The organism is Ammoniphilus soli (assembly GCF_040813775.1).
In genome coordinates, this window is sequence record NZ_JBEGDL010000018.1 from 1 (window position 1) to 22,662 (window position 22,662).

Consider the following 22,662-nt stretch of genomic DNA (forward strand, 5'->3'; position numbering starts at 1 on the left):
CGAGTCTTCAAAAGCGGATCCAGGAGTTCCAGCAAGCATTGCTGGAAAAGGAAGAGGAAGTAGCGATGCTGGAGGTTATGGAATCGGAGTTCCAGGAAGACTTGGCCCAGCAGCGTAAAGAAATTTCAGGTTATCGCGGAGATCTAGCCCGAAAGGAAGAAGAAATCTTAAGTCTTCAAAAACGGATCCAGGAGTCCCAGCAGGTATTGGCTGAAAAGGAAGAAGCGATAGCAGCCCTAAAGGCAAATGCGTCAGAATCCCAGGCAGCCTTAGACGCGAAAACGGAGGAAAACTCGAGTCTTCAAAAGCGGATCCAGGAGTTCCGGCAAGCATTGCTGGAAAAGGAAGAGGAAGTAGCAATGCTGGACGCAAAGGAGTCGGAGTCCCGGGAAGTCTTGGCCCAGCAGCGTAAAGAGATTTCATGTTATCGTGGAGATCTAGCCCGAAAGGAAGAAGCAATCTTAAGTCTTCAGGAACGAATTCAGGAGTGCCAGCAGGTATTGGCTGAAAAGGAAGAAGCAATGGCAACCCTTGAGGTTAAGGCGTCAGAATCCCAGGCAGCCTTAGACCTGAAAACGAAGGAAAACTCGAGTCTTAATAAGCGGATCCGGGAGTTCCAGCAAGCATTGCTGGAAAAGGAAGAGGAAGTAGCAATGCTGGAGGTTAAGGAATCGGAGTCCCAGCAGGTTTTGAAGGAAAAGGAAGAAGCAATGGCAATCCTTGAGGTTAAGGCGTCAGAATCCCAGGCAGCCTTAGATCTGAAAACGAAGGAAATCTCGAGTCTTCATAAGCGGATCCAGGAGTTCCAGCAAGCATTGCTGGAAAAGGAAGAAGAGATAGTAGCCCTAAAGGCAAATGCGTTAGAATCCCAGTTAGCTTTAGACTTGAAAACAGAAGAAATCTCGAGTCTTCAAGAACGTATTCAGGAGCGCCAGCAGGTATTGGCTGAAAAGGAAGAAGCAATGGCAACCCTTGAGGTTAAGGCGTCAGAATCCCAGGCAGCCTTAGATCTGAAAACGAAGGAAATCTCGAGTCTTGAAGAACGAATTCAGGAGTTCCAGCAGGTATTGGCAGAAAATGAAGAATCAATGGCAACCCTCGAGGTTATGGCTTTAGAATCCCGGGCAGCTCTAGTTGCGAAAACGGAGGAAATCTTGAGTCTTCAAAAGAGAATCCAGGAGTGCCAGCAGGTTTTGAAGGAAAAGGAAGAAGCAATGGCAACCCTCGAGGTTAAGACTTCGGAATCCCAAGCAGCCTTAGACCTGAAAACAGAGGAAATCTTGAGTCATAAAGAACGAATCCAGGAGTTCCAGCAGGTATTGGCAGAAAATGAAGAAACAATGGCAACCCTAGAAGTTATGGCTTCAGAATCCCATACAGCTCTAGTCGCGAAAACGGAGGAAATCTTGAGTCTGCAAAAGCGGATCCAGGAGTTCCAGCAAGCATTGGCAGAAAGTGAAGAAGCAATGGCAACCCTGGAGGTTAAGGCTTCGGAATCCAAGGCAGCCTTAGACCTGAAAACAAACGAAATCTCGAGCCTGCAAAAGCGGGTTCAGGTAACCCAGCAGGAGTTGACGGAAAAGGAACAAGAGTTAAGATTCCTGAATGAAAAGAAACTGGAAAATCAGCAAGAACTGTTTGAAAAGCAAAAAACAATTTCAGATTTTCAAATGCAAATAAAAGGGTTACAACAAGCATTAACCGAAAAGGAAGAGATGATTACAAGGTACGAAGTCATGGAGAATGAGTATCGGCGAATCCTGGAGGAAAAGGAGAAAGCGATGGAACAGAATCAATTGAAGGAGACTGAATACCAGGAAGCCATTGCACAAAAAGAAGAGATTATTGCAAGTTTCGAATCGAAAGAGATGGAATACAAGCAAGCATTGGCACAGAAAGAGGAAGCTATTTCCTTTCTTCATACAAAAGAAAAGGAGTATCGGCAAGCTCTCGGCCAGAAGGAAGAAGCGATTTCCAGCTTCCGAATAAAGGAAATGAAATACCGCGAGGCCTTAGCTCAGAAGGAAGAAGCGATTGTAAGTCTCCAAGCCAAGGAAATAGAATACCGGCAAGCCCTAGCCCAGCAGGAACAAGCGCTTTTGACCTACCTGGTTAAAGAAGCGGAATATCGACAAGCCTTGACTCAGAAGGATGAAATGACCGAGAAAGAGGTTCAAAATCATCAAGAAAACAAAAATGGAAAAGATCAGGTATTCGAGCATGAAAAAGCATCATATAGAGTTGTTCAAGCGATGCGTGCCCCTATTGCCCATCGAGGCGAACCCAAGCACTTCATTCACCCTAGTGTAAAGGGGGAAGAGTTTCCTTCATTCTTTAAATTAATGAATAAGCCTCCTTACCAGGAAAATAGCCACGCAAGTACAAGCAATCAAAAAAAAGTCCCCACTCTCGAAGAAAACACCCCTCAGAATGCAATCCATCCTGAGATAAGCCAGGAGAAAGAGCCATCGGAAGAAAACGAGATATCAAAACATCCATTTCTGCGGCAGCATCTGGCTCCCTTCCAGCCTGCCATTGACAGGAGCAAAAAAGACAAAAGGAATTAGGCCCAATCTGGTTCCCCAATGTGTCGATCAAGAAGGCAAAGGAATAAAGATAATATAAGTTGAACCCAGAAAGGAGAAGGATATAATGGCAAATGATCCGCAACCCAAAATCTATAAGGTAGATTCCAAGCGAACAAAAAGAAATCAAATGATTAGTCAAGTGACAAGTACAACAAACCCCAATGAATTAAAGAGCATATTTCGTCCCGGCTCAACGCTGCAGTCCAAAACGACAAGAGTCGGATGCTGTGGAAGAGCAAAATAGCAAGGATAATGGCAGGTTGTTTTTTATTGAACATAACGTCTGGAATGAGATGATTGCGCATTGCCAAAGCGAACGGCCGCTAGAAGCGTGCGGCCTGCTGTCAGGGAGCGGCGGAAATGCAGAAACGATATGGATGATGGAAAACGTTGAGAATAGCCCAACATCCTTTGCAATGGATATGGAGCAGATTCGCCGGGTATTCCAGCAAATCGAGGAGAAAGGGGAACGGTTGGTCGGAATTTATCATTCTCACCCAACGGCTCCACCGGTTCCTTCCAGCCGGGATATCGAATTCGCCAATTATCCGGAAACAGCCTATATCATTGTTTCCCTGGCTAAAGGAGTCCCGGAAATCGGAATATACCGGATTATAGAAAAACAGGTGACTCCTATTCCTTTTCATGTCGTCTGATCGAAATGTCATATATATGGCAGCCTAACGCCACGGGAAATCCGTGGTGCTTCTTTTGCCCTCAAAATCGGATTGGCCGAAAAACATAGGCACTAGGCAAGAGCATAAACATAGAATAAAAATGAGGAGGGAGGAAGTTTGATGGAGACAGTCAGTGTCATCATACCGGTTTATAATCATGAAAAGTTCATTGCGGAGACGATCGACAGCGTACTTGCCCAGTCACATCGCAACACTGAAATCATAGTTATAAATGATGGATCGACGGATGGTACAAAAGAAGTCTTGAATGGATATAAGGAAAAAATCCTCGTAATTGAGCAAACGAATGCTGGTCCTTCCGTCGCAAGAAACCATGGATTGCATAAGGCAACCGGAAAATTTGTTTGTTTTCTAGACTCCGATGACAAGTTCTATCCTTCCAAATTGGAGCGCCAGCTGCAGGTTTTCAGACGAGTGCCAAAGGTTGGCCTAGTGCATGCAGGGGCAACTGTCACAAAAAAAAACAATCAATTCTGGTATCGGTATATTCCCAAGCCATTCCACTCCCATGAGCAGCAGATTCGGGAACTTCTCAGGTCCAATCATATTGTTTGCTCTACAGTTATGGTTAGGAGAGAGCTGTTTTCAAGGGCCGGGTACTTCAATGAAAGCTATCGTCGGCATCAAGACTATGACATGTGGCTAAGGCTGCTTGCGCATTGCCAATTCGGTTCCGTTCCGGAAGCGCTGATTCAGTATCGCTGGCATGAACAGAATCTCAGCAGGGCAATTGATAAAGCCGCTTTGCGTAACATGAAGGAAGAGGCCGCCAAGCGCTTCAGAGAACTAGGGAAGGAGTGAACGTATGGGGCAAAGTCCCTCTCTTATAACCTTGATTTTCCCGGCTAAGAATGAAGGGAAGTATGTTCGGACGACAATTGAATCTGCCCTCCGCGCAAAAACGAATCATCCATTTGAAATGATAGTTGTTGACGATGGTTCCACGGATCAGAGCTGCGATTTTATCGACACTTACGAGTGCAGTAAGCCGATCAGAAGACTCAGGACAGAAGGAGTAGGATTAGCTAAGGCCAAAAATTTAGGAGCCGAGCATGCCAAGGGGGATTATCTTATCTTCTGTGACGCTCATTTATTCTTCGAAGATTTTTGGCTAGACCGCTTGATAGAGCCGATCCAGAAAGGGTTGGCCGATGGCACGACTCCAGGGATCGCTTCTACCAATTCTCCGCAAATTATTGGGTACGGCCAGACGCTGAATCAAAAATTGGGTGTCCAATGGAATGTCTGGAAAAGATTCGTTCCGTCTGCTGTGCTTCCAGGCGGATGTTATGCCGTATCCAAAAGCGTTTTCTCCGATATTGGAGGATTTGATCAGGAGTTCCAGGTTTGGGGCTACGAAGATGTGGAGATTTCCATTAAAATGTGGCTATTCGGTTACCGTTGCTATGCGCAGCCAACCGTTAAGATCCTTCATTTGTTTAGGCAGGCGCACCCCTATACCGTCAGTTATGAGCATTTTTATTACAACATGATGCGCATGGCTTACAGTCATTTTAACGATGAGAGAATCGAAAAAAGCAAAAAAATGATCAAACATGCAGATCCGGAGCAAATCGTTGCCTCCGTACTGGCCGACGGGGTAATGAAGCAGCGGGAGGAGTATATAACGCGCAGAAAGTATGATGACGACTGGTATATGCAGAAGTTTAGAATTCCTTTCTAAAAGAGGCAGCCAATACTCTGAAGTGTTGGCTTTTTTTACTCTACACAATGTTAAGAGAAATTCTGCTGCCATTTTTGCTGCATTCTGGCCCCTTGGTTTCGTTCGGACTGCACTTCGGTTTGCAAAGACATTCTGATTGTCCTGCCCTGGTAGGGCGACAGCAGTAGTATGAGACGCTATTGATTACTGTCTTATTTTTTTTTGCTTTTTTGGAAGCAGCTCTCCATTGGGAACAAAAGCAACCCATTTTGTATTCACGCTCCTTGGACCGTATTGTTGTTCTATCATTTCTATCATCTTTATATAACACTATTCATAGAGAAGCCAATCTGCTAGTATGATTGACCTGATTAAATTACACAAATTAAAAAAAGTATATCCATTAGAGCGGGGAGAAAGTCCAATCATTATCGATACAAGGATCATAAATTATAAGGAAGATTACCGTCGGGGAGGAGGCCTCTTCGTGAAAATATTAGTCATATGGAAGCTTTTGACGGTGGGAGGGGTTAATGCCGGATGGCGAAACCGTGCGATTCATTTTTCCCAAAATGGCGTGACAACCGATTTTCTTTATCTTCACGACAAAGGCGGACTTCATATGCTGCAGGATGTTGCCCGAATATACCTTACGCAGGATCCGAATCAAATTATCAAGATCCTCAAAAAAAACCGATATGACCTCATAGTCGTAGTAGATTCTTCAGAGGTTTATCCCTTAATCAAAAAGGCGAAGTTCAATGGAAAATTAATCATTGAAGCAAGGTCGCCGGACAAAGAGAAAATTGCTCCCCACTTGCAGGATTTCAAAGGACTAAATCCGGATGCTATTGTTGTTCCCTCTATCTACCAAAAAAGAGTAGTCACTTCTATTTTAAATAAAAGAGTACCGATTAGAATTATATATAATCCGATAGATACCGATTCTTTCAAACCCATTCTGAGCGGTAGAGAAATGGAAAGAGCTGACGCTTTAATGCCCCAAAACAAAAAAATTATCGGCTGGATCGGACGTTTGGATGTACGGAAAAACTGGAGATTTCTTCTTGAGATCGCCAGGCATATGGTACAGATCAGAAAAGATATACAGTTTTGGGTAATTGGAGGCAAGGCAAGCAGAGAAAGAGATCTTTTCTCCAAACAAATAAAAGAGTATAAATTGAAGGATTATGTTCGTTGGTTTCCTGTAGTCCCTTATCAGAAGATGCCTATGATCTACAGCCAGATAGCCCATTCAGGCGGTTGCACACTGTCTACTACACTCATGGAATCCTTCGGGAATACCTTCATAGAGTCCATGGCATGCGGATGTCCTGTCGTGGCACCAGGCGTATCCTCCCTTCCGGAGTTAATTGAACATGATCGGACGGGCAAGCTCTATCGGCCGGCCTCCTTAATGAAAGCCTTGAAGCATTTGAATAATATGCTGAATAATCATCAGCTTCGGGAAGAAATCAGGAAGAACGCCTTGAATGAAGTAAAAACCAGGTTTGCAATCGAAGTCTGCGCCGAACAATATCTTCAGATTTTACGCGATATGGTGGGAGAAGCTTCTAATAGAACAGATTCCAGAGCCATAGCAACGGACGACAAGGTACTGCGGGCAAACGATTTGCATGTACAGCCGGAACAGATGGTTGAGCCCGACAAGAATATTGTTAGGTCAACGGGGCAAATCAAATACCAGCAAGCACCAATTATCCATAACACTTATCATAGGATAGAGAAAAGGTTCGGTAGAACGGAACCTTTTCATTCGAAACGGCATTTCTTGTAATCATCAATAGAAAGGATAAATGGAGCATTCTGAAAACCGCACGAAACATGATCCGTGTTCAGGAGAGGTGGAGTTATGGAACAGAAGCTTTACCCGGTGAGATTCGTAAAATCGCTTACCGGAAAATCCCGGCCCCAGCTCATTCTTTTTAATGACGGGTTTGAATATGTTGTCAAATTCAAGAATAACCGCCAAGGAACAAGAGTGCTTGTAAACGAACTCGTAGTCGGCCATTTGGCCCAATTGCTGGATCTTCCGGTTGTCCCCTTCAAGATTGCAGTCATACCGGAAGATTTCATCCGAGAAAACAAGAAACTCCATCAACGCCAATTTGAACCGGGAAATCAGTTTGCCAGTTTGTATTTGGACAACTGCAGGGGACTTTCGGAGGAATTTTCCCCCTTGAAAAGTGAAATTGCTAACGTTCGCCAGCTCATGAGCTTAATTGCCTTTGATCACTGGGTAAGCAATACGGACCGGGGAAAAAACAATATTCTGCTGGACTGCTTTCCTTACAGTCCACGACAGGTTTATATCATTGATCATGCCAATTGCTTTCCGGGAGGTTTCAAGTGGACTGCGGAAACTTTGAAAGGGTCGAGCAAAAAAGTCCTGGACCGATTCGTTCATAAATGGTGCTTCAAACTGATGGAGGATCCTGAAGAACTATTTCTGTCCATCTATAAGATATTAACCTTGTCTGATCATGCCATATTCTCAGTTATTGATTCCGTGCCCGATGATTGGGAGGTCTCAAAGGAAGAGAAGGAAGGACTGTTTCTCCATTTAATAGAAGCGAAGAAACGGCTTCCTGAGCAGATGGCAAAATATTTCATCAAACACTATATGAGAAAACACTATTCGATAAAACCCAAAAAGCGCTTCAAAAACAGGGGAACCAAGGAGGGACTATGATATCGAATCTTGATTTCCAGGTTATTGAAGAAATAAAAAGGCTGCGTGTTCAGCACAGAAAACATGCGGATGTCAAAGTCACAAAAGCCTGCCCCTTCCCCATGATGGGAAGGGGCAGGCAAGGCGCAGTTTTCCAACTTGCAGATGATAAGTGCGTCAAGGTTTACGCCCGGGAAAAGGATTGTGATAGGGAATATGAAGCATTATGGCGCGGACAGCCTTTCCCTCTTTTTCCAAGGGTTTTCCTTAAAGGGCCGAACTATATTGTGATGGAGAGAATTCAAGGCAATACATTGAAAAAATTCCTAAAGAAAAATAAGCTATCCATGGATATTTCCAGGAGTTTGCTTCAAATGCTGAACGTTTTTAAAGACATTCAGTATGAAAGAGTGGATCACCATGCAAAGCATATATTTATCCAAGCGGATGGCTGTTTAAGGGTTATTGATGTGGCTCGGATGGTTGGCCGGAAAAACCCCTATCCTTATCCTTATCCCCATAAATTGCTGAAGAGTCTTGGAACCACGAATCGCAAGATTTTTTTCAGCCATCTCAAGGAGTTGGAACCGGATTTGTATGAAGGGTGGGTGACGTTCAAGAAATAAAAAGGAACACTGATAACTGCTCCCTTTTGCAAGATAATTAACAAAAGGAACGCTAGTCAACAGCGTTCCTTGTCATTTTTATTCAAGCTAATTAAAGCGAACCAGGAAAAATACTCGGACATTGAGCTGGGAAAAGGTTGCTTGGAAGTGGTGGGCAAATGTCCATGAACGTAGATACCTCACACTCTACAGGCCCGCGAGGCTGGCAGAAGCGCGCCAGCAATTCCAGCTTCACTTCGGCTTCCACTTGGATTTCCTTACATACATTGACGGTAAGAAAAATGCCAGGTTCAGCGAAGGCCCCCAACTGTCGGAAAGAAGCGTTACAGATGACGTCAAGAATGCGGCATTGAATGTTGAGCCCCCTCTCCCAGCACAAAGCCACTTCTTCATCGAACTGGACAAACACATTTTCGGTGCAAATTACTTCATCATCAGCATCGGTATCAACTAAGTCCACTCTCACGCAAACGGTGAATAGGAACGGAATGGCATATAAGGTCACGGCAGTTCCATCCGGAGCTATGCATCGTACAGGACTGGCTGCATCCGTTTCGAAATCGCAGCGGGCCCCTGGGCAAATGATCGGAGTGGGAGTAGGTTGGGGCTTTGGCAGAAGCGGAAAGATGGGCAAGAATTGGTCCGGATCGGTTGCGCATCTGGCCTGCAGCCGATGTCCTAAGGACAGTCGCTCTTCAATGACCGGCCGGCAAGCTTCGGAAAGCTGGATCTTATTTTGATAGCGATTGGCCAAATAGACCCAGTCAAATACTTTTTGTGTGCGGATGCATTCCGGTTGGAAGGGCTCAGGAGCGATTGTCGGTGTTGGCTGTGGAGTAGGCGGCGGTTCGGGGGTAAAGGTAATCTCGACAAAGCCGATCCCCATTCCTACGCCTGCCATATTCTCTTGGAATAGGCCAGCATTGAAAGAACCGCCGCCGCCGCCGCCGCCGCCAGCCCCGCCATCGCCACCGGCCCCGCCACCGCCGCCACCGGAAAAACCGCCGCCGCCGCCGCCGCCGCCATCATCATCTACATTACCGTCGCCGCCGGCCCCGCCGCCGCCGCCAAAGCCACCGGCAGTACCATTGCCGCCAGGACCAAGAAGACCGGCGGCTCCTATACCACCCGCACCGCCCGTTCCACCAGCGATGATTGCTAACCCGCCATTACCACCCGTAGTTCCGGGACTGCCAGCACCAGCATCACCGCCACGTCCGCCATTGCCGCTTAGGCCCGCACCGCCGCCGCCGCCACCATCGAACTCGGAGCCGCCGCCGCCACCGCCACCGCCGCCACCATCCAAGCCTACAGTACCATTAGTACCAGCATCAGCACCAACGACACCAGCCGCACCACCTGTACCGCCAGCAAGAGCAGTACCGCCAGTGCCACCTAAACCTGCATTAGCGGCAGTACCACTACTGCCATTACCTGCCACGTCGGCTATTTGCCCATTTCCTCCAGCGATGCCGCCAACACCTCCACCAGCGCCGCCACCGCCGCCAGCGGCAACAAGGAGGGTGGCCGCATTTAGAGCTGCGATACCGCTTCCGCGCCAAACAAAGGAGCCGCCACCGCCGCCGGCACCAGAGGTGTTATTATCGCCACCCATTCCTCCTGCCAAGATGGTCAGCACCTCGCCAGGCGTGACGGAAAAATCCCCTTGTATTGAAGCACCAAACCCTCCTGCAGTAATACTTCCATCAGGATTGATGAAGTTTCCACCTCGTGCCCCTACTGCTCGGATAGTCACTAGAAACACATTTGCCGGGACAATAAAGGATTGCAGGGAGCCCGTAAAGTTAAAGGATACTGTCGGCATTCCTTCTTCTCCTTTCCTTATCATTCATTTCGCAGTTGCTTGCTTCGTATGATCTTTAACTAACGACAGTGTATTCACTTCTAGAGGAAATGTACTGGATAGATAGCCTAAGTAGTCGGATATTGGCGGAATTTGTGTTGACAGAGATAAGCAAAAATGCAGCTAGCCTCCTAGGAGGAAACAGCTGCATTTTTTATGATTTATTATGAAAATTCGTTCTAAATCTAATTAGGGAACCTTAAAGGGAGGATGATCCATGAAATTAACGATGACAAACTAAATAGGTGATGACCCTTTTATTTCGAAGCAAGATATAAAGCGTATTCTAGAGGCCTAATCCATGAATGGTCCTGTTGCGGGGGATTCAACGTAAAAGGAAAGGGGAGCGGGTTTACTTCAAAAATCCACACATGGCCGTTTTCATCTACACCTAAATCAATCCCCAGATCACCCATATGATATCCCAGTTTATCAAAAATGTAACAAATCCTATAACCTATGTTAGAGATGGACATTTCGCTTATCTTAAAATCGGGGTATGCCTTCCTTAAATCATTTATGGGGAAAACCATAACATCTTCTGGTATGATATGGCTGGAATTCGATGCAATCCGGAACAGCAAATTTGAAACTTCCCATTTGCCTAGTCTGTTCTTACTCATATTAAGCCGTATATCAGTCGCTTTTCCACCGCATTTTACAGTTTGAATGCCTTTCTGCAGAATATATTTATTAGGGATGAAAAATTGATCCTGCACTTCCAGGAAGGATTGAAATTGCTGATTTCTCATTTCTGATCCTTGCCGATAGAACATTTGAATACTTCCATCCTTCTGCAGCTGAACCCTAAAAATGCCTTGACTGCTATGCCCGCGCAAAGAGGACATGGGTTTAATAAAAATATCCCGGTGACTGTTTAAAAATATGGGAAAATCTGTTTTATTGAATAATCTTTGCGTAGCAGGGAGGTGATCGCGAAGCGCGACATCCTTTGAAAGGATATCCCATCCCTTCCATTTATCAAAAATGAGATTATTAAAAACCTTCCTTCCTATAACACGCTCTAATTTTTTAATGACTTCGAGTTCAACGTGGCATTGGAGGTAAATTGCATCAGGTAAGGGGAAAAAACCTTGATCCTCATTTATTACCCCCTTTTTTTTTCGGAAATGGTGGCCTTTTACACGCAAATTATTAAAGTTCATATCCTTGATTTGGAATTTAATGAGGCTGGCATCATTGGGATATTTCTCCAATCTCTTTTTTACAATTCCTGCTAGGCATGGTTTATCGTTAGAAACACATATACCTATGTTGGGATGCGGTTTCTGAAACAAGTTCATATCGCCCTCACCTCTTAAAAAAAATCACCTCTTGAAGAGGTGAATAGATAAAAGAAGATCTGTTTGGAGTCACTATTCAGAGCTTACTGTTAAATCAACGGATACTACCCCCACTATATCTTCATCCACGATGATATCGGCAAATGGGCAGGTACGGGTAAATAGACCGATCGCATCCCTTAATTGATCTATTACTGCTTGCGGAATTTGTGGGAAAAAGGTAGCAAGTATGGAGGCGACATCGATCGTAACTACACCGTTAGTTATTGGTAAATCAGCGCACACATCCGCAACTTGTATAACTGGAAGAGCCCCCACCGTAACAGTCCCATTTAAGCAAACGCGGCAGAATCCTATTCCTCCCAAAATAATTCCTCCTTTGGTTCCTTATATTAACTTTCTGCATCCCCATTATATGGGCATTGGATAATTGTGTTACTCAATATAAGGTTATGCATGCTTAATTGAACAGCATGATGCTGCACCGACTTAAAGATCATTTGACCAATTACTGTCATCAACTGGGATAGAGGTTATGTGGGGAACGAGGCTAAACGGGGGAATTCGTTTATAGGATTTTTCACATTTGGGAAAAGCTATGATGTCTATGAGGGAACTGAGAACCGACTTTGGCGTGGATAAGAGATCAAGATCACTCATGAACTAGACCTTTGGGGCTAATTGTCCACTTTATATGCGTCACTAATAATCGATTTTACTAATAAAATTTACAAGTTATTTTCATTATTTTTTGTAATAAATAGGTTTGTATAATCTATCAAGGTATAACAAGAGGAGTTGAATGTTAATATACTGGAAAATGTAGAACTTTAAAATATCCTAGGAGGAATGATTATGGGCGGTGCTGGATTTTGTTCGGTGTGTATAGAGGGAAACTTAACGCTTGCGACTGGAGAGCAACCGATTACTATTGCTAATGTGTGTACTTCATTGCCTATCATCAATGGTTTAGTTACGATTGATGTTGCTGCTTTATTAGCTGAATTGGTGGTTCCGCCCATCTCATCAAACGTTATAGCCTCAATTGCTGCGGAGGTTCCCCCATTCCGTGTCCCTTGCCTTGAAGCCACTATACCGGTGAGTATAAGTACTTCTCTAGCGGGTGGTTTTATTGCAGTCACTGTCGGATAACCCCTTCAAATTCAAAAGAATGGCCGTTTTATAAGTTCGCCTCTTTAAGAGGCGATTTTTTTAAAAGGAGAAGGCAAAATGAACGAGTTTCAGAACAGACATCCCCTGATAGGGGTATGTATTTCAAATGAAAAACCATGTTTGGCAGGAGCAGTAAAAAAAAGACTAGAAAATTTCTCTGGAGATGTTAGCATCATAAAATTCTACGCTAATGATTTGAATTTCAACAATTTTCAAGTGAAAGGACATTATTTTCAGAAAAAAGGGGGAGAAATTTACGAGGAAAAAGGTGTCTATCGCTTTCCCGCTGTGGTCTACATGCAATGTCATATTGATCGTGAAATCTGTAGAAAGATAGAGCATGTTATAGGCCGAAAGGTTTTTAATAATTTTATCTTTGATAAGTGGCAGGGATGGGAATTACTTTCATCCGATATCGTACTTCGCAATCATCTTCCAGCTACCCAAAAATTGCTGAATGGGGCTGATTTGCAAAAGTTTCTGTATCATCATCAAGATATTTTTGTGAAACCCGTGTCTGCCGTAAAGGGACATAGTAGTAAAGGAATTATAAGAGTACAGCTGCAAAAGAGTAAAGCAATTGGAATTTTCTATCGAGAAGGCAAAATGATGAGACATGAGCGATTGGAGAACTGGCAAGAAGTACAGGATCGAATAAATATCCCTAGCAATTATATCCTGCAGCAAAGTATTCAGACTGTGAAACGTGGAGAAAAAGTGACAGACATACGAGTAAATATGAGTAAAAATAGAAAAGGAAAATGGGAAGTATCCAATTTGCTATTCCGAATGGCGTCTAATTCCAGCCATATTATCCCGGAAGATGTGAAGGTTTTTTCTCCTAATCATTTAGAAAAGACATTCCATGATTTTGAACTAGATCTAATGACTTGCAGAAACGTGGGATATAGGATTTGCCATATTTTTGAGAAGCTCGGATATCATATGGGGGATCTGGGAATTGATTTAGGAATTGACGAAAATGGCCATGTTTGGATTTTTGAGGTAAATCCACTCCCATATCCGTTCACGTTAAGTCCGTCACATCAAGATCACTCATGGACTAGACCTTTGGAATACGCTTCTTATCTGGCTTACAAAAAAAGGTGATAAACCCAAAAAGCGCTCTAAAAACAGGGGAGCCAAGGAGGGACTATGATATCGAATCTTGATTTTCAGTTTCTTGAAGAAATAAAAAGTCTGCGAGTGTAGCACAGAAAACATGCAGATGTCAAAGTCGCAAAAAACTGCTCTTTCCCCTTGAGAGGTAAGGGCAGACAAGGCGCAGTTTTCCTACTTGCAGATGATAAGTGCGTTAAGGTATATGCCCGGGAAAAGGATTGCGATAGGGAATATGAAGCATTATGGTTGCCGACAGCCTTTCCCTCTTTTTCCTAGGTTCTTCCTTAAAAGGCCGAACTATATTGTGATGGAAAGAATTCATGGCTTAACATTGAAAAATTCCTTAAGAAAAATAAGCAATCAATAGGTATTTCCGGGAGTCTACTTCAAATGCTGTTCGTGTTCAGAGACATTCAGTATGAAAGCATGGATCACCATGCAAAGCAAATTCATCCAACTGGATGGCCGCTTAAGGGTTATCGAATCAGTCACTGGGAACAGCGATGGTCAGGTAATTATTAGCTGGACTCCCGGCACATGTCCAACTCCGATTCCAACTCCAACAATAGAACTCTTGCAACCCGAATGCATCCGCGTCCAAAAAGTATATGACTGGGTATATTTAACCAATCGATACCAAAATAAGATTCAGCTCTCGGAGGCATGTCGACTGATTATTGAAGAGAGATTGGCATTAGGTCATCGGCTAACGACACGTTGCTCCACCAACCCTGATCAATTCCTTCCTGTCTTCCCGTTACTGCCAAAACCCCAACCTACTCCCACTCCGATCATTTGCCCTGGTGCCCGTTGCGATTTTGAACTAGATGCGGCTACTCCCGTCAGATGTATCGCTCCTGATGGAACGACGGTCACTCTCCAAGCCATTCCGTTCCTATTCACCGTATGTGTGAGAGTCGACTTGGTTGATGCCGATGCAGGCAACGAGGTGATCTGTAGCGAAAATGTGTTCGTTCAATTTGATGAAGAGGTGGCATTATGCTGGCAGAGGGGTCTCAACATTCAGTGCCGGATTTTAGATGTCATCTGTAATGCCTCATTTCGACAGTTGGGCGGATTTGCTGAACCGGGCATTTTCCTGACCGTCAATGTCTGTAAAGAGATCCAAGTCGAAGCGGAAGTGAAGCTGGAACTTCTAGCACGTTTCTGTCAACCTCGTGGACCGGTCGAATGTGACTTTGCACCGATTGAAGATACTTGTCCTCCACTTCCAAGCAACCTATTCCCAGCTCAATGTCCGAGTATTTTCCCTAATAACACACGTTAGTCAATCGATTAAATAGGTTTAGATTTTTTGAGCCGTTTCCTTTTTCAGAGGAACGGCTTTTCAGTTCGGGAATCTGAGTCTTTGTTTCCGAACATTTCTTGAAATTTAGTCATAATCTAAAATGGAAGAAAAACAAGGAGTAACAAGAAGGGAGAAATCTGTTTGATTGATGGAGTAAAAATAAAGAAACTGCTAAAGCATGCGGATGACCGGGGATATTTTCTGGAAGTGGTCCGAGACGATGATAACCTGTTGGAACGTTTTGGGCAATTGTCCCTATCCCTCAGTTATCCGGGTGTGATTAAAGCTTTTCATTACCATAAGAGACAGGACGATATTTGGTATTTTCCAGCTGGAAATGTTCAAGCGGTTCTGCATGATTTGCGTCAAGATTCTTCGACCTTTAAACAAACGGATGTTTACTATATGGGAGACAATAACCCAATTTCACTATTTATTCCGCGGGGAGTAGCTCATGGGTACCGCGTTCTCGGTCAAGAGCCGGCCATTATTACTTATTTGACGAACCTATCTTATGATCCCAACGATCCGGATGAGTATAGAATTCCGTATGACGATCCCGGCATCGGATTCGATTGGAAGACTCAATATAGGTAATAAATTGTTGGGAAACCAATGACATCAACACTGAACAGCCAGATAGGGGGGACTCGATGAAGATTCTTGTAACGGGAGCCGGAGGGCAGCTAGGCCGTGATCTAGTCAGAATCTTATCAAAAGAACATAAAGTTTTCGGGTACAGCAGACATGAGCTTGATATCACGGACCCCGCCCAGGTTCTGGCGTGCCTTCGGCAATTAAAACCGCATGCCGTGGTTCATGCCGCTGCTTATACTAAAGTGGATTTAGCTGAAACGGAAAAGGAGCAAGCGTATCTCGTTAATGCCTACGGCACTAGAAATGTAGCAGTAGCGGCACAGAGCGTTGGGGCAAAGATGGCTTATGTCAGTACGGATTATGTATTTGACGGGAAAACATCGACACCATACCATGAATTTGACGAAACGAATCCTCTAAATGTGTATGGGAATTCGAAGCTTGCTGGGGAGGAATTTGTAAGGAGCTTTAGCGATAAATTTTTTATTGTGAGAACCTCCTGGGTATATGGGGTACATGGAACTAATTTTGTCAAGACGATGCTTAAAATGGCCGAGGAAAGGAATGAATTGCGTGTAGTGAGTGACCAGATCGGATCCCCGACTTATACGGTTGATCTATGCCAGTTTATAGGTGAATTGATGACAACCGAAAAATATGGAATCTACCACGCTTCCAATGCCGGCCGTTGTTCCTGGCATGAGTTTGCAACAGTCATTTTTGAAGAAACACAGAAAGCAATAAGGGTGGTGCCGATCAAAACGGGGGATTTCCCTCGTCCCGCAATTAGACCCGCTTTTTCCGTTCTAGACCATATGTCCATTCGCCTGAATGATTTTTCCGGTTTGAGGCATTGGAAAGAGGCTCTGAAGGATTTTCTCAAGGTTTATTCAAGAAAGGACTGATGCATATGAAGAATATCAGTCCTGCTTTTTTTTTGTCTTTGCTAAGGAAGGCATCCTTCAAATCCTCCTTCTGCTTTTTAGACGTTTTTAGCCGTCGCATGAAAGAGTTGTCTGCATACATATATCTACTAGGGTAGGAGAGCAAAAACTTTAAAATAGAGAGGAATGATATCGATGGAGGAACCCTCACTTCCGGCCAAGCTTAAAAATATGAGGTTGCATGATGTGGATTGCATGTTGAAGAATTTGAACAGAGACGTCTCTATTATCATTCCCATATTCAACGCGTTTGAAGATGTGGAGAAATGCGTTCAAAGTGTATTGGATAAAACCACAGCGCCTTATAAATTGATTTTGATCGATGACTGCAGCACGGATAAAAGAATTCATTCCTTGCTGAAAAGGATAGAACCCAGAGATCATGTGGTGATTATAAGAAATGATGTGAACAAAGGTTTTGTGGAATCAGTGAACTTGGGCATCCAAATGGCTGACTCTGACGTTATTTTATTAAACAGTGATACCATAGTTACCCCCAGATGGCTGCAAAAACTAATGATCGCTGCCTATTCCGACCACAGAATCGGAACCGTGACGCCCTTATCAAATGCAGCAGGGTTATTCTCTGTTCCGCATCCAAATGAAAACAATCCCATCCCGCCTCATTTAGGGATCGATGGGATGGCAAAGGTAGTGGAGAGTTCATCAAATTACGAATATCCTATCGTTCCGACTGGACATGGGTTCTGCTTATATATAAAAAAACAGTTAATCGATGAAATTGGACTGTTTAATTCTGTACTTTTTAAAAGGGGATACGGGGAAGAAAATGATTTTTGCATGAGGGCTGCGAAAAAGGGATGGAAGAATATTATAGATGATTCCACCTTTATTTACCATAAGCGCAGTGCTTCTTTTAAAGAGGAGAAAGATAGCTTATATAAGAAAAATCGGGAAATTTTAGCTAAGCTGTATCCTGATTACTCAAATTTGATCAAACAATTTAAAGAGTCTCCTGAATGGGGAGCGGTCTGCGAGCGGATAAGGAAACGAATGAATCTTCCCGATCATTCAATGGAAGAAAAGAGACGCATACTTTACGTACTTCACGGAGGTTCCGGAGGAACCCCGCAATCGAATAAGGATTTAATGAAATATCTTGAAAAAAAATACGAATGCTATGTTCTTGTCTCAGATGCCGAGCAGATAAAATTGTACATCTTCAGAGATCATGACATGCTTTACTTGCATCATTGGAATTTGGAACCGAGATGGAAAGTGACGGATTTCCATCGAAAAGATTTCAGAACGATTTATTTTCGCTTGTTGCACTTGCTGAAAATTGACTTGGTGCATATACGGCATTTGATCTCCCATACTTTCGATCTTCCCCATATAGCTAACATTCTGGGAATTAAAGTCATCCTATCTATTCATGACTTTTATTTTGCCTGTCCTTCCATTCACTTGCTGGATGACCATAATCAATATTGCGGAGGCAGATGCACTGCCGGGGAAGGATTATGCAAAATCCCTCATCAGTTTAAGCAGGATATGCCTCCGTTAAAACATAAGTGGGTTTTTACATGGAGACAAGAGGTTAACAGCCTCCTCGGCGCTTGTCACGGATTTGTTACGACTTCAGAAACCCCTTTTGAAGTTCATACTCGGATTTATCCGGTTCTGAAGGAAAAAATATTTGCTTTGATCGAGCACGGGAGAGAACAGATAAATGTCAACAAAAAGGAGACTTTTGAATTTCCGATTCCGGATAAGCCGATAAAAATTTTGTTTCCCGGCAACATTGGCCATCATAAAGGTCTAGATTTCATTTTGAAACTTAAGAAAGCAGATCAGTCCAATAAACTGGAATTTCACTTTATGGGCAGAATCAATCCTATATTAAGGAGCATAGGAGTTGATCATGGCGAATACCAAAGGGATCAATTCTATGATTATGCCAAGAAAATCAAGCCATCATTTGCCGCCATTTTTTCCATTACTCCGGAAACTTATTGCCATACATTGAGTGAGGCATGGATGTGCGGCATTCCCGTACTGGGTTCAGGGTTAGGAGCTGTCAAAGAAAGAATTGAAAAGCATGGAGGCGGTTGGCTGATCGATGTAAATGATCCGGAAAAAACGCATAAGCAAATTCTCAAGATTGCTAGTGACAGGCCGGAATATGAAAGAATAAAACAAAAGGTTGATAATATTGGGATGAAGCCTATTTTTGAAATGGGAAAGGAATATGAGCAATTATATATGCAAGTGCTTTCTGCCCCTCTCTTCTGCAGACTCCCATATCCCGCCAGGCTAAGCAGCAATTGTGAGATGGCGCTGAAGAAGCAGCAGCAAGCAAAAGTTCCGGATAACAAGGGCAATCGGAATAATGTCCCAAATGGTTACCACTGGGCAAAAGCAGATAAAAAGGATTTCAGGAATATAGGCAGTATTCGCCAAGCCCGGCATTGGAATAGGGGGAATTCAAGGTCAATCTAAAAAAGCTGGGAAGAAGGGACTATCTTTTTACCATAAGGTCTATTTATAAAAAAGAATAGGCATTTATTACTGAATATTTTATCCATGCCAATTCTTCTATTCTGAATAGTATATTGAGAGATTAATATCAGGATTATCTCAATTTGAAACGGCAATTGAAGGGATGAGAGAGGGTTGGGAAAGAAGCATATTGAGGAACAGATGAAAAGCAAGATCCTCATTCTAGATGGTGCTATGGGCACGATGATCCAGCAGGCGAACCTGACCGAGAAAGATTTTGGCGGCGAAGAATTGGAAGGCTGCAATGAGATCTTGAACATTACCCGCCCGGACTTGATAAAGCGAATTCACGAAGAATACCTTCAAGCGGGTGCAGATGTAATAGAAACCAATACATTTGGGGCGACAAGTATCGTATTAGAAGAATACGGAATCTCCCAGCGCGCGGAAGAAATCAACCTGGCTGCGGTCCGCTTGGCAAAGGAAGCGGCGGACGCTTTTACAACTCCGGAATGGCCGCGATATGTGGCCGGTTCCATGGGACCTACCACGAAGTCCCTTTCGGTAACAGGCGGTGTCACTTTTGATAGATTGGCGGATTCATATTATGTGCAGGCCCGTGCATTAATCCAGGGCGGCGCAGACATCCTTCTCATCGAGACAGCCCAGGATATGCTCAATGTCAAGGCATGCTATATAGCCATAAAACGGGCGTTCAAGGAACTGAAAACCATTCTTCCGATTATGATTTCCGGAACCATTGAACCAATGGGGACAACGCTGGCGGGCCAGAATATTGAGGCTTTCGGCTTTTCGCTTGAACATATGAAACCGATCGCTGTGGGGCTTAATTGCGCCACCGGTCCGGAGTTTATGAGGGACCATATCCGGACATTAGCTGGCCTTGCACAATGCGCCGTCAGCTGTTACCCAAACGCAGGTCTTCCGGACGAGAATGGGCATTATCATGAGTCACCGCAAACTTTGGCCTTGAAGCTTGCGGATTTTGCCAAGAAGGGCTGGATAAACATAGCGGGAGGATGCTGCGGGACAACGCCTGAACATATTCGCGCTCTAGCGGAAACGTTAAAGAATTATGCACCCAGGCGGGAAGTTAAGCCGCACGGCCCGGTTATTTCCGGAATTGAAGCTGTCTATGTGGAAAAGGATAATCTCCCCCTGCTCATTGGAGAGAGAACCAATATCATCGGTTCCAAGAAGTTTCGAAACTTGATTGCCGCTGGAGCGTATGAACAGGCTTCCGAGATTGCCAGAGCGCAAGTAAAAAGCGGCGCTCAGATCATTGACATCTGTTTGGCCGATCCGGATCGCGACGAGGCTACTGATATGGAGGAATTCCTTAAATATGCGGCAAGAAAAGTGAAGGTTCCCTTCATGCTTGATTCTACGGATACCCATGTCATTGAGATCGGTTTAAAGCATTCCCAAGGAAAAGCCATCATAAACTCTATTAATTTGGAGGTCGGGCTTAAGCGATTTCAAGAAGTGGCTCCTCTGGTTCATGAATATGGAGCCGCTGTTGTGGTCGGAACGATTGACGAAACAGGGATGGCCGTCACTAGATGGAAAAAATTGGAGGTAGCTAAGCGCTCATATGATTTATTGGTTCATGACTATGGCTTGGATCCGAAAGATATCATTTTCGATCCCTTAGTTTTTCCGATTGGCACTGGCGATAAAACCTATCTGGGATCTGCAGCGGAAACAATTGAAGGGATTCGCTTGATTAAGGAAGCATTCCCCCAGTGCCAAACCATGCTTGGGATTAGCAATATCTCTTTCGGACTCCCTGCGAGGGGGAGGGAAGTATTAAATGCTGTTTTTCTTTACCATTGCGTCAAGGCTGGCTTAGATTATGCGATTGTGAATACGGAAAAACTGGAGCGTTTCGCTTCCATCCCTGAAAACGAGCGGGAGTTGGCAGAAAACCTCTTATTCCATACCAGCGATGAAACACTGGCTGCATTTACCTCCTTTTATCGCCAAAAAAAGGCCATCGTAAAGCAGCAGGAGACCAACATAACCCTGGAAGAGCGATTAGCCCGCTATGTTGTCGAAGGTTCAAAGGATGGACTGAAAAAGGATCTGGAAGAAGCATTAAGAAGTTACTCAGCGTTGGAAATTATCAACGGGCCGTTAATGAAGGGGATGGAAAAGGTAGGGAAGCTCTTTAATGACAATGAATTGATTGTCGCTGAAGTGTTGCAGAGTGCCGAGGTCATGAAGGAGGCTGTGGCTTTTCTTGAACCCCATATGGAATCGACGGAAACCGCAGTCAAGGGCAAAATGCTGCTGGCTACGGTGAAGGGGGATGTCCACGACATAGGAAAGAATCTCGTTGAAATCATTTTGTCCAATAACGGATATGAAGTGATCAACCTTGGCATTAAGGTTCCGCCTGAGCAATTGATTCAGGCTTGCCGGGAAAAGAAACCTGATTTCATTGGATTGTCCGGCTTGCTTGTAAAATCGGCCCAACAGATGGTCATTACGGCTCAGGACTTAAGAGAGGCGGGGATCGATGTCCCGCTGCTAGTAGGCGGAGCCGCCCTGACGCGCAAATTTACGGAGACAAAAATCGCAAAGGAATATGCAGGTCCAGTACTGTATGCAAAAGATGCGATGGATGGGCTGGACCTAACCAATCAGCTGATGGATCCCAAACAGCGGGAGAAGTTAGTGAAGGGATGCATGGAAAAGCGCCAAGGTTACCGGGAAACGCAGAATAAAACAGGTGGTGAAACTCAGCTCCCGGAGGGACCCCAATTATCCTCAGTCAGCCGCAATGTGCCCGTATATTCTGCACCAGACTATGAATCCCATGTGCTACGCAACTACCCTCTGTCCCATTTATATCCTTACTTGAATTGGCGGATGCTTTTAGGAAAGCATTTGGGGATGAAAGGTAATGTAGATAAACTGATTGGAGAGGGAGATCCGAAAGCTGCAAAGTTGAGAGAAATGATAGACAGCCTGATTCAAGAGGGAGTACAGAGCGGTTTGATCAAAGCTCATGGGGTTTATCGTTTTTTTCCAGCCCAGTCGTCCAATAACGATATTTTGATTTATGACCCTAATGACCGCACCCGCGTTCTTGAGAAGTTTTCATTTCCCCGGCAGTCCGGGCATCCATACTTATGCTTGGCAGACTTTCTCCGGCCGGTGGAAAGCGGGGAGATGGATGCAGTAGGCTTCTTTACTGTGACAGCAGGGGAGGGAATTCGAAACATTTCAGAAGAGTGGAAAAAGAGAGGCGAGTTTCTCAAATCTCATGCGATCCAGGCTCTTGCTATCGAATTGGCGGAAGCCTTCGCCGAACGCCTGCACCATATTATGCGCGATCGTTGGGGCTTTCCCGATCCTGCAGATATGAAAATGTCGGAAAGATTCGGCGCCAAGTATCAAGGAATTCGAGTTTCTTTCGGTTATCCGGCATGTCCGAATCTTGAGGACCAGGTTAAACTGTTTCGCTTACTGAAGCCGGAGCAAATTGGAATTGCGCTAACGGAAGGCATGATGATGGATCCGGAGGCATCAGTCTCGGCGATGGTCTTTGCCCATCCGGAAGCCAAGTATTTTAATGCAGATTGATGTTTAA

The 22,662-nt window shown here is 44.4% G+C and carries 18 protein-coding genes; 15 read left to right on the forward strand and 3 right to left on the reverse strand.

The window, feature by feature from the left end:
* From ABLT31_RS25580 to ABLT31_RS25615, 8 genes are all read left to right on the forward strand, one after another.
* Nucleotides 1–2,567: coiled-coil domain-containing protein (locus ABLT31_RS25580; RefSeq protein WP_367757139.1), on the forward strand; the 2,567-nt coding region annotated here is incomplete at its 5' end.
* An 85-nt stretch (nucleotides 2,568–2,652) separates the two neighbouring features.
* Complete coding sequence (locus ABLT31_RS25585; protein WP_367757141.1) at nucleotides 2,653–2,832, forward strand: hypothetical protein; 180 nt, start codon at nucleotides 2,653–2,655, stop codon at nucleotides 2,830–2,832.
* The gene (locus ABLT31_RS25590) at nucleotides 2,816–3,244 is read left to right on the forward strand and encodes a M67 family metallopeptidase (protein WP_367757143.1); all 429 of its coding nucleotides are present in this window, start codon (nucleotides 2,816–2,818) and stop codon (nucleotides 3,242–3,244) included. Before ABLT31_RS25585 ends, ABLT31_RS25590 begins: the two co-directional genes overlap by 17 nt.
* Before the next feature lie 141 nt (nucleotides 3,245–3,385).
* Complete coding sequence (locus tag ABLT31_RS25595; RefSeq protein WP_367757145.1) at nucleotides 3,386–4,087, forward strand: glycosyltransferase; 702 nt, start codon at nucleotides 3,386–3,388, stop codon at nucleotides 4,085–4,087.
* Nucleotides 4,088–4,091: 4 nt separating this feature from the next.
* Nucleotides 4,092–4,970 carry a glycosyltransferase family 2 protein gene (locus ABLT31_RS25600; protein ID WP_367757147.1) on the forward strand — a complete coding sequence of 293 codons (879 nt, stop codon included), beginning with the start codon at nucleotides 4,092–4,094 and terminating at the stop codon, nucleotides 4,968–4,970.
* Nucleotides 4,971–5,436: 466 nt separating this feature from the next.
* Nucleotides 5,437–6,747 carry a glycosyltransferase family 4 protein gene (locus ABLT31_RS25605; RefSeq protein ID WP_367757149.1) on the forward strand — a complete coding sequence of 437 codons (1,311 nt, stop codon included), beginning with the start codon at nucleotides 5,437–5,439 and terminating at the stop codon, nucleotides 6,745–6,747.
* A gap of 75 nt (nucleotides 6,748–6,822) precedes the next feature.
* Nucleotides 6,823–7,662: a HipA family kinase gene (locus ABLT31_RS25610; protein ID WP_367757151.1), complete on the forward strand. Its 840-nt coding sequence runs from the start codon at nucleotides 6,823–6,825 to the stop codon at nucleotides 7,660–7,662.
* Nucleotides 7,659–8,267 (forward strand): RIO2 family protein, encoded by a 609-nt coding sequence (locus ABLT31_RS25615; protein ID WP_367757153.1) that lies wholly within the window; start codon nucleotides 7,659–7,661, stop codon nucleotides 8,265–8,267. Before ABLT31_RS25610 ends, ABLT31_RS25615 begins: the two co-directional genes overlap by 4 nt.
* 91 nt (nucleotides 8,268–8,358) lie before the next feature.
* On the opposite strand, the gene ABLT31_RS25620 is transcribed toward ABLT31_RS25615, so the two are convergent.
* From ABLT31_RS25620 to ABLT31_RS25630, 3 genes are all read right to left on the reverse strand, one after another.
* Nucleotides 8,359–10,092, reverse strand: a complete 1,734-nt coding sequence (locus ABLT31_RS25620; protein ID WP_367757155.1) for a BMQ_0737 family morphogenetic spore coat protein — start codon at nucleotides 10,090–10,092, stop codon at nucleotides 8,359–8,361.
* Nucleotides 10,093–10,388: 296 nt separating this feature from the next.
* Nucleotides 10,389–11,435 carry a YheC/YheD family protein gene (locus ABLT31_RS25625; RefSeq protein WP_367757157.1) on the reverse strand — a complete coding sequence of 349 codons (1,047 nt, stop codon included), beginning with the start codon at nucleotides 11,433–11,435 and terminating at the stop codon, nucleotides 10,389–10,391.
* Nucleotides 11,436–11,507: 72 nt separating this feature from the next.
* Complete coding sequence (locus tag ABLT31_RS25630; protein WP_367757159.1) at nucleotides 11,508–11,801, reverse strand: hypothetical protein; 294 nt, start codon at nucleotides 11,799–11,801, stop codon at nucleotides 11,508–11,510.
* A 489-nt stretch (nucleotides 11,802–12,290) separates the two neighbouring features.
* On the opposite strand from ABLT31_RS25630, the gene ABLT31_RS25635 reads away from it, so the two are divergent.
* From ABLT31_RS25635 to metH, 7 genes are all read left to right on the forward strand, one after another.
* Entirely contained in the window at nucleotides 12,291–12,587 is a 297-nt protein-coding gene (locus tag ABLT31_RS25635; RefSeq protein ID WP_367757161.1) for a hypothetical protein, read from the forward strand.
* A gap of 216 nt (nucleotides 12,588–12,803) precedes the next feature.
* On the forward strand, nucleotides 12,804–13,718 hold the full coding sequence (locus tag ABLT31_RS25640) for a YheC/YheD family protein (protein ID WP_367757163.1): 915 nt from the start codon (nucleotides 12,804–12,806) through the stop codon (nucleotides 13,716–13,718).
* A gap of 430 nt (nucleotides 13,719–14,148) precedes the next feature.
* On the forward strand, nucleotides 14,149–15,018 hold the full coding sequence (locus tag ABLT31_RS25645; RefSeq protein ID WP_367757165.1) for a BMQ_0737 family morphogenetic spore coat protein: 870 nt from the start codon (nucleotides 14,149–14,151) through the stop codon (nucleotides 15,016–15,018).
* Between the two features lie 162 nt (nucleotides 15,019–15,180).
* Nucleotides 15,181–15,636, forward strand: coding sequence for a dTDP-4-dehydrorhamnose 3,5-epimerase family protein (locus ABLT31_RS25650; protein WP_367757167.1), 456 nt, complete (start codon nucleotides 15,181–15,183; stop codon nucleotides 15,634–15,636).
* Between the two features lie 56 nt (nucleotides 15,637–15,692).
* A complete protein-coding gene (gene rfbD / locus ABLT31_RS25655; protein ID WP_367757169.1) occupies nucleotides 15,693–16,541 on the forward strand; it encodes a dTDP-4-dehydrorhamnose reductase in 849 nt (282 codons plus the stop codon).
* Nucleotides 16,542–16,751: 210 nt separating this feature from the next.
* Nucleotides 16,752–19,043 carry a glycosyltransferase gene (locus ABLT31_RS25660; RefSeq protein WP_367757171.1) on the forward strand — a complete coding sequence of 764 codons (2,292 nt, stop codon included), beginning with the start codon at nucleotides 16,752–16,754 and terminating at the stop codon, nucleotides 19,041–19,043.
* A 201-nt stretch (nucleotides 19,044–19,244) separates the two neighbouring features.
* Nucleotides 19,245–22,655, forward strand: coding sequence for a methionine synthase (gene metH / locus ABLT31_RS25665; RefSeq protein WP_367757311.1), 3,411 nt, complete (start codon nucleotides 19,245–19,247; stop codon nucleotides 22,653–22,655).
* Nucleotides 22,656–22,662: the final 7 nt, after the last annotated feature.